Below are 13,623 nucleotides of genomic sequence, written 5' to 3' on the forward strand. Positions count from 1 at the left end.
TTCATTTCACCAAACAGAACCTCTCTGGGATTAATAATTTTTAATCTACTAAACTCTTCAAAGTATTTACGAAAATGATATCATTTGTTTTTCAGATTGTCAAATTTATTTACAAATATTTTATCCATTCACATTTAGAGTGGAACATAGATTTTTTGATTTTTATAAATAAAAATGAATTTTATAAAATTTTATACAGAATTGTAAAGATTGAGTAAAATTTTATACAAAATTTTAGGTTTAGTGCAAAAATTTATGTATAATAAAATTAATTTAAGGGGGATTTTATGAAAAAGATTTTCAAAATATTTGGAACATTGTTTTTGAGTTTTATAATTATTGCAATTCTTGGTATGGGATATTTTACAGGAAATGAAACTTTTAAAGGACTAACAAATATAATGCCAAGAGAGAAAACTGTAGAAAATATTTCTTTATATAAGGATGAATATCAAAAATTTGCTGAAGATAAAAAAATAAAAGAAATTAAAATTAAATCTTCAAAATTTGACCACGAAATTCCTGGTATATTTGTTAAAAATAAAAATACCAATAATATTGCAGTAATGGTTCATGGTCTAGGCGGGACAAAATATTCAATGTCCAGTCAAGGCCAAGGACTTTATGATTTGGGATTTTCCCTATTAATCTTTGATCAAAGAAATTCAGGTGAAAATTTAGAAAAATATTCTACATTTGGAGTGTTAGAATCTTATGATTGTCTAGATTATTTAAAATATGCAAAAAAGATTGTTAAAAAGGACGGGAAAATTCTTTTATATGGAGAATCCTATGGAGGGGCAAGCTCAATAATAGCTGCAAGTCGTGACGATAGCCTTATAGATTATATGATTTTAGATTGTCCAGTTTCCGATTCCAACGAATTTTCCGATAAGGTTTTTGAAAAGATAGAAAAAAATCAAGGAGTACCACAAGCTTTGATGAAATTTACAGGAAATATTTTCTTAAAAACAAAACTTGGTTTTACCTTAAAAGAAATAGATACAAGAAAATGGCTTGAAAATACAAAAATTAATTGTCCAGTTTTAATAATAAATTCAAATTCAGATAAAGTTACCCCATATCACATGGGAGAAGATATATATAAAGCTATAAATTCCAATAAAAAAGAAATTTATACCTGCAAAGAAATTCCACACACAAAATTTGCAGAAAATGAACCAGAAAATTTTAAAAATCTTATTTCTAAATTTTTAAAAAAATATAAATAAAAACTCTTACAAATTAATGTAAGAGTCAGAGCGTAGACAAAGTCAGTTTAGTAATTCATTATTAATTTGAAAATAAAATTATGCTACAACCCATCTCGACTAAGTGAGTGAAACGAACGCACGGAGAGATCTCATGAGATTTCTCGACTCACTACGTTCGTTCGAAATGGGAAAAGTTTAGTTTTTCAACAGTCTGACTCTTACAAAGTAATGTAAGAGTTTTGATTATAAATTTTCCACCAAATTTTTAATTTTATCCCTAAATTCTTTGGCAACTTTTATATCAAAATCTTCTCCTGCTGTTTGGAAATAGTGGTTTAATTCTTTTACAGATTTCGCTATTTCTGGATTTTCTTCTCCAGTTTCTTTTTTTATTTTGCTAGCCTTTTCTAAATAGGAATTGATTTCTTCAACAATTTGCATGGTTTTGTGTTCTTGGTCGTTTTCTTCAAGTAAATATCTTAATGTCCATTTTATATTTGTTGGGGTTATTCCTGCCTTATGGTCTATAACTACATTGTTTTCTCTCATTTTATCGATGAAGGCAAACAGATCTTTTTCTTCAAAATCTTTGAAAAATGCAAAGGTGAAATCAAATTCTTCTAAATATTCTCCCTTTGATTCGATTTTTTCAAATCCATCTATTTCTGCAAGATATCCTACCTTTTGATCTACATCTTCCATTCCTATTAGTTTTAATCTTACATTTTCTTTTTCGCACAAAATTCTTAATTTTTCTTTTTCTATATCATTAGCATTAAATAAAATTATTAAAGCCATAAAATCTCCTTTTCTTTTTAATATTATTACTATACCCAAAAAGATATTTTACTCACTTTTGGGTATAATATAATATAGAGAAAAATTTGGGGAGATATTTATGAAAGATTATAATTATGAAAATGCCAGAATAAAAGAAATTAATAAATTGCTTGATGAGGCGAGAGAGGCTCTTGGAGTTTTGCAAAGGGCAAGCAGGAGGGTTGGAAAATCTTCTGATTATTCTGTTACTGGTCTTATTGGTAGAAATATTGTTGGAGATTTTTTGAGAGCTAATAAAAATAATACTATTAATAAATCCATTGATAGAACTCAAGATGTTTTATTAAAACTTCACGCAAATCTTTTGCTTTTTGATCCAAAGCTTGCAAGTATTTTGGACCTTCCTTATAAACTTAGTCAATTTTCAAGTCCAAGAAATGCTCTTTCTGATATGAAATTAAGAATTGATATGAGAAAAAAACAATTGGAAATTCAAAATGCTGAGAAGAAACTTATTACTATTATAAAAAAACTTTCTAAAGAAAAATCTAAAGAAATAAATAAGATCAAAAAAAGCATAGAGCTTAGATCTTTTGAAGAATAATTTTTGGGACATTATCACCTTTCTACTTATATATAAGTAGGAGGTGATTTTTTATGATAAAAATTATAAAGGGGGAAGATATGAATAAATTTAAAGATATTATTAAACTTTTGTTTACACTCTTTGGATCTTGTATGGGATTTTTCATTGGTGAAATGGATATTTTTGTTTATACTCTCCTTTGCTTTGTGATTTGTGACTATATAAGTGGGATTATAAGGGCAGGATTTGAAAGAAAACTTTCGTCAAAGGTTGGATTTAAAGGAATTTTAAAAAAGATTATGATTTTTATAATAGTTGGAATTGCAAATCTTTGCGATAAAAATTTGATACAAAATGAGGCTATGATAAGAAGTGCCATAATATTTTTTTATATAGCAAATGAGGGACTTTCTATCCTTGAAAACTCCCTTGCCATTGGCCTTCCAATTCCAGAGAAGTTAAAAATTTTATTAGAACAATTTAAGGAGGAAAAATGACTTATAGCAAATTAGTTGATGATATAATTTTATCCCCAAACCACAGTGGAAAAAGAAGTGAAAAAATAAGTAAAATTGCCATTCACCATACTGGTGGAATTATTTGTGGAAGAGATTTAGCAAGGATTTTTCTTCCAAAATCAAGAGGGGCTTCTGCAAATTATAATCTAGGATCAGACGGGATTATTGTTCTTGGAGTTTATGAAGAAAACAGAGCATGGACAACATCTTCATCATGGTGCGATAATCGTGCGATAACAATCGAAGTTGGAAATTCTACAAGAGGAGCAAATTGGGAAATTTCAGATTTTGTTTTAGATAGGTTGATTGATTTGGTGACAGATATTTGTATGCGAAATAATATTTATCCTTGTACCTATACGGGAGATAAAGAAGGAGTTTTGCAAAAACACGAGTGGTATGCCAACACAAATTGCCCAGGGCCTTACCTTGGTAAAAAATTTTCCTATATTGCAAACGAAGTCAACAAAAGGCTTAGGAAAAATGCTAGAAAAAATTCAAATTTATATAGAGTTAGAAAATCTTTTAAAGATATTAAAAGTCAAAAAGGAGCTTTTAAATCCATAGAAAATGCAAAAAGATGCGCTGATAAATATAAAGAAAAAGTATTTGATGATATGGGAAATGAAATTTATCCAAGAAAAAATAACAAATCAATTGACACACTTGCAAGAGAAGTTATAAGAGGTGATTGGGGAAATGGAAATGAGAGGAAAAAAAGATTGACCCAGGCAGGATATGATTATTATGCTGTGCAAAGAAGGGTTAATCAGATTTTAAGCTAGGGAAAAAGCATTGGACTTAAGGTTCAATGCTTTTTTCGTATTTAAATTCCATTTTTGTAAAGATAAAAAGAATAAATCATTGGAACAAAAAATATTATGGCTATGGTTATTAAAACTAAATATTGATTTCCAACGAATGGGCTTAGTAAAAAAGCAAGCCCTCCTAGTATAAAAGTATAGCCGCCAAGTCTATGAGTTTTTCTCCAATTTTCGTCACTATTTAAAGTCCATGGAAGTTTTATTCCAACCGTATAATTTCTTTTTGTCTTTGGTAGATAGTTTCCGATTACAATTAAAAGAAAACCTACAAATAAAGAAACCATTACCGTAACATTTATTCCTTTGCCTAAACCATAAAAAACACTTATCATAAAAGTTATAAGTAAAACGAGTGGAACAGTAGCTTTTCCAATTAGTATTATAAGCTTATTTTTATTTATGTTTTTTGGGTCATTGTCGAGCATAAAACAAGAAAAAATATTTAGTAATATTAAAAATATTGGTGTTTTTATAAAAGCACTAAACTTGCTAGAATAATCATCAATTTCATTGTTAATATTCCAATGTGTTGGTATAGTTTCTGGCATTTTTTTATAAAATATGATGTTTACAAGGGCAAACAAGATAATAGAAAAAATTATAGAGATTATGCTTTCTTTTTTAAACTTTATTTTATTTTTCATTTTCTCCTCCTTTAAATTTAACAAACCAAGCCATTATTTCTTCAAAAATACTTGTGTTTAGCTCATAATAAATAAAATTTTTCTTTTTTGTTTCATAAATTAAATCTTCATTTTTTAATAATTTTAAATGGTGGGAGATGGTTGCCTTTGATAGGTCAAAATTTTCAGCAATTTCTCCTGCATTCATACGTCCTTTTTTTCTCAATAAATTTAAGATTTCAATTCTTACTGGATCAGATAAGGCTTTAAAAGTATCAGAAAACAAATTATCACAACCTTTCATTCTATTTTGATAATTATCTAAATAGCTATTTTTATTATAGATTCTAAATAAAAAAAAGTCAAATCTATTTTGAAAAATATCTAAATAGATTTGACTTAAAATTATTTTTAAATTTATTCACTTTGCAAGGCCTCAACCGGATCTTTTTTGGCTGCTATTGATGATGGGATAATTCCTGCAAGAAGTGTTAAAGATACTGAAATTATTACAAGAATTATTGCTGCCTTATTTGGAAGGGATGAGCCGATGTAGGAAATATTTGTTATATTTCTCATAATTTTTGTGATTGGTATATTTAATAAAATAGTTACAAAAACTCCGAGAAGTCCTGACAAAAGTCCTTCCATAAAGGTTTCTGACAAGAAAACTTTTCTTATGTCTTTTTTGCTTGCACCGATTGACCTTAAAATTCCTATTTCTTTTGTTCTTTCAAGAACGGAAATATAGGTTATTATTCCAATCATTATTGATGAAACAACAAGGGAAACCCCGACAAAGGCAATCAAAACATAGGAAATTGCATTTATTATTGTTCTAATTGATGAGGTTAAAAGTCCTACAAAATCTGTGTAGTGGATTTTATCTTTTTCTTTTTTGTTTTTATTAAAATCATTTATTATATTTTTTACATTTTCCCTGTTTTCAAAATCTTCTACATAAATTTTAATCTCTGATGGGGCAGATTTTGAAACAAAACCAAAATCTTCTAGGTTATTTTGGTAGGAATTTGATGAAAGTTCTTCTTCGTATAATTTATCCAAAACCTTATCTTCTGGATTTTTTAGGAAAAGTTCAATTATATCAATGTTTTGCCCTTGATTTTGACTTGGATTATTCATTGAATTCATAGAAGCTTTTTTTATATTTTCTTTTAATTTTTCTGAATTTGCAAGTAAAAATGATTGGGCCTTTAATCTTTGGTCTTGGTCTAGGTTTTCAAGATATGATTTGCTTGCTTTTCTTTTTTCATTTTGATCTTTTGCCTTAAAGGCAATATTATTTAAAATATTTATTTCTTTATTTTTTTCTTGGTCTTTTACTATTTCTGACTCACCTGCTCTTTTTATCATTTGGTCAGTAAATTTTGAGGTAAAACCAAGGGGAGCTGTGATGTTTTGGTTTTCTTCGCTATCTTTTTTTGCTCTGGCAATTCCTACAATTTTTATTTTATAGGCATTTTCAATTGCCTTTTTCTTTTCATTTTCATCTTCTTTTATATTTTTGTACCTATTATTTTCTTTTTTATAAAAATCTACAGGCATTAGGGCGCTAAATTCATGATTTAAAAAGTCTTTGTTTTTTATTTTTTTATCGTCAAGTTTTATTTTTTCACCTTCATCTAATTTTTTTAGGATATTTTTGTAATCTTTTTTTGGTAAAATTCCAAGCTCATACAAACTTTCCCTATCTATAGAATTGTTTTTGTCTGTAAATAAAACCAATTCATTGGCATTTTCTGGCCATTTTCCATCGATTAAATCATATTCTTCTTTGACTATATTTGAAATTGATCCGTCCTTGTTTGAAATTATTTGTTTGAAATTTTTGTGTTCACTTGAGCCTATATTTAAAAAGGATGGACCATTAGACTTAAACATAGAATCTTCTTTATCTTCAAAATCTGAACCATCAGTGTTTATAATCTCTCCATCTTCATCTTTTGCATAGATTTCAAAATTTAAATCGTATATATAATTTATGGCATGTTTGCCAATTTTTTTATTTAAATCTTTTTTATCTAGATAAGTTTTGAAAGGGGAGAGATTATTTTCTGTAATTGATGAGGAAAGAGAAGATTTTCTTTTCAAAATATCATTGTTTGCCCTGACATTTTTATCATCTTTTTTGTATTTTTTATCTCCAGCTGGATCTTTCAAAAAATTATCTCCCAAATTTAGACTTTCTTCTTTGATTTCGATTGGATAAGATTTCAAAGTTTTTCTTTGACTTTCCTTGATAAAATCATCAACTCCATTTGATAAAGAAAGAATTAAAGCAATTCCAATAATTCCAATAGAACCTGCAAAGGCTGTAAGGATAGTCCTTGCTTTTTTGGTTAAAAGATTGTTAAAAGAAAGTTTTAAGGCAGTTGGAAGGGAGAGGGATAATTTTTTTGTTTTGAATTCATCCCTTGTTTTTTCTTCCTCAAAAAGATTTGAATCTGATAAAATTTTCCCGTCTTTTAATCTTATAATTCTTGTAGAATATTTTTCAGCCAAATCGGGATTGTGGGTTACCATAATTACAAGTCTATCCTTGGCAACTTCTTTTAATAAATCCATAATTTCTTTGGAAGTTTCAGTATCTAAAGCTCCAGTCGGCTCATCAGCAAGAATTATTTCTGGATTATTTACAAGGGCACGAGCTATGGCAACTCTTTGCATTTGCCCTCCAGATAATTGGGCAGGTTTTTTGTAGATATGATCAGTAAGTCCAACTTTTTCTAAGGCTTTTTTTGCCAAATCTTCTCTTAATTCTTTCCTCTCGCCAGAAAGGGTCAAGGCAAGTTCTACGTTTTTTAAAACATTTTGGTGGCCAATTAAATTGTAAGATTGAAAAACAAATCCAACCGACCTATTTCTATAATAATCCCAATCCCTATCCTTAAATTTTTTGGTAGATCTTCCATCTATTATCAAATCTCCTGATGTATAATTCATAAGGCCACCGATTATATTTAAAAGGCTGGTTTTTCCACCACCAGATGGACCAAGAATTGAAACAAATTCATTTTTTCTAAATGAAATACTTATATCATCAAGAGCTTTTTGTTCATTTTCTCCTGTTTTATAAATTTTACTTATATTTTTAAGCTCTAACATATTTTTCCTTTCTATTTTCTTACTCGATGATTATACTCTTTAATCAATTGTTTTGAATATTTCACCATAAAAAATATAATGGAATTAAAGGAAAAAATTATGGGAAATATTTTTTATAGGACTTATCCAAAAAAATTTAATAAAGATAAATCAAATTTGGGATTTTTTGATATTTATGATCTAGACCAAAGATTTATCTTAGGGAAAATTCTTGGAATTGATTATATTGTAATCGAAGATATTTTTAAAAGTGACGAAAATTTTTTAGACTTTTCCCAAATAAATAAAAGTTTGGGACAAAGCCGAGATTTTACAAGTCAAATTTCAAAGGCCCATGACCTAAGTCTTGGGATTTTTCTAAGGATTGATTTAAGCAAAATTAGAAAAATTAATAAGAAAAATATTAATTCTATATTAAACTTTTGGATTAATAAGGGGATAGATGGGTTTATTCTTGATGATTTTTCAAATTCCTATAAATTTTTTGGAGAAAATATCGAGGCTTTAAAAAATTCTTACAAGGATATAAAATTTATTTTAAATACAAATGATACAAAAATACAAGAGAAATTTGATGGATATGTAAATTTTTCTAAGGATAAAAATTTATATTTTAGAAAATCCATACTAAAGGAAAATAAAAATGATTTTGCCTTTGCCCTTAATGGAGATTATGGATTTTATTGCCAGAAATTTTTGGATTTTAAACATTTTTACACAAATTGTTCAAAACTTATGGCTATTATATCTATAATGAGAAGTAAAGACATTTTTATAAAAGAAGGTGAGGAGACCCTATATTATAAAAAAGAAATAGACCCAGATATTAGAAAAGAAATTTTTGATTTTTATAGAAAAATTATCTTAATAAGATATGATTATCTTGATATAATAAAAGAAGGATATTATCCATTAAATTATAAAAACAAGGACATACTTGCTTATTTTTATTTTAAGGAGAACAAGGCTTTGGTAATTTTAAATAATTTATCACAAAAAGATGTGTTATTAGATTTACCAGAATTTTTTGATACAAAAAAATCGAAATTTCTAGTTGGAAATATTTCTCAAAGGGAAATTTTTAAAAATATAAATTTGAGAGCCTATGAGTCTATTGTTTTTACAAGTTCAATAAAAAAATATAAGCTATAAAGGAGAAAACATGGAAGAAAAAATGAAAAAATTTGTGCCTCAAGTACATTCAAAATTAAGAAAATCTTTTATCACAGTACCAGAAGAAATATACAGGGCAAGTGGGATAAAAATTTATGAAAAAAGAATAAAATCCCTCTTATTTACAACCGACCTTGCCATAATTAGAAATACAAATGCAGATTCTATCATGGCAGTTTATCCTTACACTCCACAAAATACAATTGCCCAATCAATAATTTCAACCGCATCAGTCCCATGTTTTATTGGAGTTGGTGGAGGAACAACCCAAGGAGCAAGATCAAAATACATAGCTTTTGATGCAGAGCTTGAGGGAGCCTATGGAGTTGTTGTAAATTCTCCAATTCCAAATAAGGATATTAAAGCAATTTCAGATTTTGTAGATATCCCAGTAATTGCAACTGTGACAGGATTTAAAGATGATGTAGTTGGAAAAATCGAATCAGGGGCAGAAATTTTAAATGTATCAGGAGGACCAAAAACTCCAGAGCTTGTAAGTGAAATTAGAAAATTAATTGGAGATGAATTTCCAATAATTGCAACAGGCGGCAAAACACCAGAATCAATTTTAAAAACAATAAAAGCCGGAGCAAACGCAATATCATACACTGCCCCATCATCTGCAGAAGTTTTTGAAGAAATGATGGATAGGTATAGGAAGTAGGATTTGTGTTTTTTGATAAGCTTAGAGATTTAAGAAATATTTAGAATAAAAGTCCTAAGTTAATAAAAGAGATCTCTCGACTGCGCTCGAGATGGGTTATTATTGTATTTATTTTTAGGCTAAAGTTTAAGTGGAATAATATTAATTTGATTAATTAAATTTGTAAGGCTTTTAAAAATTGACTAAGACACAAACCCATCTCGACCTTGTGGAGAGATCTCTTGATGGCTATTAGCTGTATAAGAAAAATAAAGCTTAATTTATTGAATATAATATTAAAATTTTAATAAGGAGAAAAAATGTATAAGGGTTATATTACCGACATTGATGGAATAAAAGTTGGCCATGCTCAAAATTTTGATGGAGGAACTGGGCTTACGGTTTTAATTCCTCCAAGAGGAAATACTGCAAGTGTTGATGTAAGAGGGGGAGGACCTGGAACTCGTGAAACGGATCTTTTAAATCCTGTAAATACTGTAAGCGAAGTTTCAGCTCTTGTTTTATCTGGTGGTTCATCTTATGGACTTGCAGGATCAATTGGAGTTGTTGAAGAATTAGAAAAAGACGGGATTGGATTTAAGGTTCCAAGCGGAATTGTTCCCATAGTTCCCCAAGCAATTTTATACGATTTGGATTATAAATCTTATAAAATTAGACCAGACAAAAAAATGGGAAGGGATGCTTATAAAAATGCAAGTTTTGATGAAAATCGCCAAGGAATAATTGGGGCAGGATGTGGAGCTACAGTTGGAAAGGCCTTGGGCAAAGAATTTTCTATGAAATCAGGACTTGGATCTGCCACTATTTGTCTTGGAGATTTAAAAGTTTCAGCTATAGTTGCAGTAAATGCTATGGGGGATATTTTTGATGATGAAGAAAATAAACAAATTGCAGGAATTTTAAAAAATAATAAATTTATTCCGACTCTTGATGTTTTAGAAAAAATTTCTGAAAAAAATTCTTTGAACACAACAATTGGAATTGTTGCAACAAACGGGAAATTTAATAAAACTGAACTTAGAAAAATCGCCTCAATGACTCACAACGGCTATGCCAGAGCGATTAGACCAGTTCATACAATGATGGATGGAGATACAATTTTCTCCCTTGCAACTAATAAGGTTGATGCTGATATAAATCTTGTGGGAAGCATTGGGGCAAAAGTTATGGCACGTGCGATTGCAAATGCAATTTATTTTTCTAATATAGAAAATTCTTGTGAATTTATTTGAGAAAATAATTGACTTTTAAAACTGTTTATAGTAACATAGATAAGAATTCTCTACTCCGACAACAGATCGGGGTCAAAGACCAAAGGGAGGTGAAATAGATGAATAACTACGAAGCAGTATTGATTTACAAACCAGAAGTTTCAGATGAAGAAAGAAATAAATCTTTAGAAATCTTCAAAGGCATTATAGCTGAAAGTGGAGAAGTAGAATCTGTAGATGACTGGGGAAAAAGAAAACTTGCATACGAAATCAACTATATCAAAGAAGGATATTACTATATCGTTGATTTTAAAGCTAGTGGTGACCACATCAAAGAATTTGAAAGAAGACTTAGAATATCTGATTTAATTCTTAGATACATGGTAATCAGAAAAGAGGACTAAATGAATAAAGTTTTTCTTATAGGAAGACTCACAAAAGATCCAGATTTAAGATATACCCAATCTGGACAAGCAGTTGTTAGTTTTTCTTTAGCAGTTGATAGAGGTTTAAGTAAACAAAAAAGACAAGAAATGGAATCAATGAATCGTCCAACAGCTGATTTTCCACGTATAACAGTATGGGGAGTCCAAGCTGAAAATGTATCAAGATATCTAAAAAAAGGAAATCAATGTGCGATAGATGGTAGAATCCAAACAGGTTCTTACCAAGATAAAGATGGAAAAACAGTCTACACAACTGATGTTGTAGCAGACAGAGTTGAATTTTTGGAATCAAGATCAGATGGTCAATATCAAAATTATAACAATCCAATGAACCAAGATAATGGTTTTGGAAATATGAACCAAGACAGATCTTACAATAATTCAAATAATTTCCAACAAAATAACAATCAAAACATGAATAATAATGATGACTTTTTTGACGATGACTTTACAGAAATTGAAGACGACGGAAGAATTCCTTTCTAGATTTTAGGAGGATAAAATGCGTAGAAATTTCAGACCAAGAAAAAAAGTCGATCCATTTGTCAAAGACCCTTCAAAAGTAATAGATTACAAGGATATTGATACTCTAAAAAGATTTGTTTCTGATAGAGGAAAGATCCTTCCAAGAAGAGTTACAGGACTAAATGCGAAACATCAAAGAGAAATTACAAGAGCAATCAAAAGAGCTAGACAAGTAGCTTTATTGCCATACGAAGATAATTAAAGATAAATAGAATATATAAACTTTCAATAAGCAAGCAAAGGCACCAAAAGGTGTCTTTTTTTTATATAAAAGTAAAATAAAATTATGGAAATAAATAAAAAAAGATATAGGGATGTGGATTCCTATTTTAAAAGAAAATTTAATAAAAAAATAATAAAAATTCCCCTTGATGGTGGATTTACTTGCCCAAATAGGGACGGAAAAATTTCAAAATTAGGCTGTATTTATTGCTCAGAAAATGGGGCAGGAGATTTTACAAAATACGATGATTTAGATAAGCAAATAGATTTTCAAATAAATAGATTAAAAAAAGAAAATAGAAAAGAAGGCTACATGGCATATTTTCAAAATTTTACATCTACCTATGGTGATATAGATAAAATGAAAAAATTATTTTATAAAGCCATAGAAAATCCAAACATTATGGGCCTTACAATTGCAACTCGAGCCGATTGTCTTTCTGATGAAGTAATTGATTTACTTTATGATTTGAATAAAAAAACTTTTCTAATTGTGGAGCTTGGACTTCAATCTGTAAATGATAAATCTATAGAATTTATAAATAGAGGCTATTCTCACAAGGAATTTGACCAAGGACTTTTAAAATTAAAAGAAAAAAATATAAAAACTTTGGCCCATCTTATAATTGGTCTTCCAAAAGAGGGGATTGATGATTATCTTAGAGCTATTTCTTATATAAATGTAAGAGAATTTTGGGGAATTAAAATTCACAATCTTTATATAGAAAAAGGCTCTAGAATTTATGATTATTATTTGAAAAAACAAAATGAATTTACTATGACTTTGGATCAGTTTGTCGATTATGTTATACTTATTTTGGAGAATTTAAATCCAAATATAATTGTCCAAAGGCTAACCGGTGATGGACGTCGTGATAAAATTGTTTGGCCGATTTGGTCAAAAAATAAGGCGAAAGTTTTATCTACAATTGACAAAAAATTAAAAGATTTAAATAAAAATCAGGGGGATTTATGGAAAGAGAAATAGGAAGCTTTTTTATAGAAGGTTATAATTTTGATACAAAAACTTATGATAATAAGGAAAACACACTTTTGTTGGTAATTGATTTGCAAGAAAAATTGATGCCAGCAATTTATGAATCTGAAAAAATAATTAAAAATTCCAAAACACTTTTAAAAGTTTTTGAAATGTACGGAATTAAAAAAATTGCAACAGAACAATATCCAAAAGGACTTGGTCAAAGTGTAAGTGAAATAAAAGAAAATCTTGATGATGAATATATTTTTTCAAAAACTAGCTTTGATGCAATAACAGATGAAGTTTCTTCATATTTAAAAGAAAATAAAATTACAAATGTAATAATAACAGGAGCAGAAACTCATATCTGTGTTTATCAAACAGTAAGAAGACTATTATTTGAAGGCTACAAAGTTTTTGTGGTTGAAGATGCAGTTTCAAGTTTTAATGAAAAGCAAAAACTCTTGGGCCTAAAAGCCATATCAGATATGGGAGCAAGCCTTGTTAATACAGAAATGTTAATGTTTGATTTGGCAAGTGATGCAAAGGATGAAAATTTTAAAGAAATTTCTAAAATGGTAAAAAATTTAAGAAAATAATTTAGCCTTCTTATGAAGGGTCAGACTGTTGACGAACTAAAATTTTTCCATTTCGACCGAGTGCAACGAGCGGAGAAATCTCATGAGATCTCTCCATGCGTTCGTTTCACTCACACTAAAACACGTTTGCTTA

General features: G+C 28.8%; 16 protein-coding genes. 12 read left to right on the forward strand and 4 right to left on the reverse strand.

Features of this window, described 5'->3' with window-relative positions; genetic code table 11:
* The first annotated feature begins 287 nt into the window (after positions 1 to 287).
* Entirely contained in the window at positions 288 to 1,232 is a 945-nt protein-coding gene (locus tag L6653_RS00055) for an alpha/beta hydrolase (protein ID WP_236784733.1), read from the forward strand.
* 225 nt (positions 1,233 to 1,457) lie between these two features.
* Here the strand turns inward: L6653_RS00055 and L6653_RS00060 are convergent, their stop codons facing one another.
* Complete coding sequence (locus L6653_RS00060) at positions 1,458 to 2,012, reverse strand: DUF3783 domain-containing protein (RefSeq protein WP_236784736.1); 555 nt, start codon at positions 2,010 to 2,012, stop codon at positions 1,458 to 1,460.
* Positions 2,013 to 2,112: 100 nt separating this feature from the next.
* Here L6653_RS00060 and L6653_RS00065 point away from each other — a divergent pair, with 100 nt between their 5' ends.
* Genes L6653_RS00065 through L6653_RS00075 form a run of 3 tightly spaced genes read left to right on the forward strand, consistent with a single transcriptional unit; the run spans position 2,113 to position 3,883 of the window.
* Positions 2,113 to 2,598, forward strand: coding sequence for a hypothetical protein (locus L6653_RS00065; RefSeq protein WP_236784738.1), 486 nt, complete (start codon positions 2,113 to 2,115; stop codon positions 2,596 to 2,598).
* A 53-nt stretch (positions 2,599 to 2,651) separates the two neighbouring features.
* The gene (locus tag L6653_RS00070) at positions 2,652 to 3,077 is read left to right on the forward strand and encodes a phage holin family protein (RefSeq protein WP_236784740.1); all 426 of its coding nucleotides are present in this window, start codon (positions 2,652 to 2,654) and stop codon (positions 3,075 to 3,077) included.
* On the forward strand, positions 3,074 to 3,883 hold the full coding sequence (locus L6653_RS00075; RefSeq protein ID WP_236784742.1) for an N-acetylmuramoyl-L-alanine amidase: 810 nt from the start codon (positions 3,074 to 3,076) through the stop codon (positions 3,881 to 3,883). The genes L6653_RS00070 and L6653_RS00075 overlap by 4 nt, the downstream gene beginning before the upstream one ends.
* A 41-nt stretch (positions 3,884 to 3,924) precedes the next feature.
* On the opposite strand, the gene L6653_RS00080 is transcribed toward L6653_RS00075, so the two are convergent.
* The 3 genes from L6653_RS00080 to L6653_RS00090 form a co-directional block, all read right to left on the reverse strand.
* The gene (locus L6653_RS00080; RefSeq protein WP_236784743.1) at positions 3,925 to 4,566 is read right to left on the reverse strand and encodes an SdpI family protein; all 642 of its coding nucleotides are present in this window, start codon (positions 4,564 to 4,566) and stop codon (positions 3,925 to 3,927) included.
* Positions 4,556 to 4,831 carry an autorepressor SdpR family transcription factor gene (locus L6653_RS00085; RefSeq protein WP_236785829.1) on the reverse strand — a complete coding sequence of 92 codons (276 nt, stop codon included), beginning with the start codon at positions 4,829 to 4,831 and terminating at the stop codon, positions 4,556 to 4,558. Before L6653_RS00085 ends, L6653_RS00080 begins: the two co-directional genes overlap by 11 nt.
* Positions 4,832 to 4,962: 131 nt before the next feature.
* Positions 4,963 to 7,671, reverse strand: coding sequence for an ABC transporter ATP-binding protein/permease (locus L6653_RS00090; protein WP_236784745.1), 2,709 nt, complete (start codon positions 7,669 to 7,671; stop codon positions 4,963 to 4,965).
* A gap of 99 nt (positions 7,672 to 7,770) precedes the next feature.
* Here L6653_RS00090 and L6653_RS00095 point away from each other — a divergent pair, with 99 nt between their 5' ends.
* The 8 genes from L6653_RS00095 to L6653_RS00130 all read left to right on the forward strand — a co-directional run bounded on the left by L6653_RS00095 (position 7,771) and on the right by L6653_RS00130 (position 13,490).
* Positions 7,771 to 8,823, forward strand: coding sequence for an alpha-amylase family protein (locus L6653_RS00095; protein WP_236784746.1), 1,053 nt, complete (start codon positions 7,771 to 7,773; stop codon positions 8,821 to 8,823).
* A 10-nt stretch (positions 8,824 to 8,833) separates the two neighbouring features.
* Positions 8,834 to 9,508: a hydrolase gene (locus tag L6653_RS00100; protein ID WP_236784747.1), complete on the forward strand. Its 675-nt coding sequence runs from the start codon at positions 8,834 to 8,836 to the stop codon at positions 9,506 to 9,508.
* A gap of 299 nt (positions 9,509 to 9,807) precedes the next feature.
* Positions 9,808 to 10,740, forward strand: coding sequence for a P1 family peptidase (locus L6653_RS00105; RefSeq protein WP_236784748.1), 933 nt, complete (start codon positions 9,808 to 9,810; stop codon positions 10,738 to 10,740).
* Positions 10,741 to 10,838: 98 nt separating this feature from the next.
* Entirely contained in the window at positions 10,839 to 11,123 is a 285-nt protein-coding gene (rpsF, locus tag L6653_RS00110) for a 30S ribosomal protein S6 (protein WP_004839216.1), read from the forward strand.
* Entirely contained in the window at positions 11,124 to 11,651 is a 528-nt protein-coding gene (locus L6653_RS00115; protein WP_236784749.1) for a single-stranded DNA-binding protein, read from the forward strand. It begins immediately after the preceding gene.
* 16 nt (positions 11,652 to 11,667) lie between these two features.
* Positions 11,668 to 11,892 (forward strand): 30S ribosomal protein S18, encoded by a 225-nt coding sequence (rpsR, locus tag L6653_RS00120; protein ID WP_004839214.1) that lies wholly within the window; start codon positions 11,668 to 11,670, stop codon positions 11,890 to 11,892.
* Positions 11,893 to 11,976: 84 nt separating this feature from the next.
* On the forward strand, positions 11,977 to 12,900 hold the full coding sequence (gene mnmL, locus L6653_RS00125) for a tRNA modification radical SAM protein MnmL/YtqA (protein ID WP_236784750.1): 924 nt from the start codon (positions 11,977 to 11,979) through the stop codon (positions 12,898 to 12,900).
* Complete coding sequence (locus L6653_RS00130) at positions 12,885 to 13,490, forward strand: isochorismatase family protein (RefSeq protein WP_236784751.1); 606 nt, start codon at positions 12,885 to 12,887, stop codon at positions 13,488 to 13,490. Before mnmL ends, L6653_RS00130 begins: the two co-directional genes overlap by 16 nt.
* Positions 13,491 to 13,623: the final 133 nt, after the last annotated feature.

This window comes from Anaerococcus ihuae (genome assembly GCF_928368155.1).
GTDB lineage: Bacteria > Bacillota > Clostridia > Tissierellales > Peptoniphilaceae > Anaerococcus > Anaerococcus ihuae.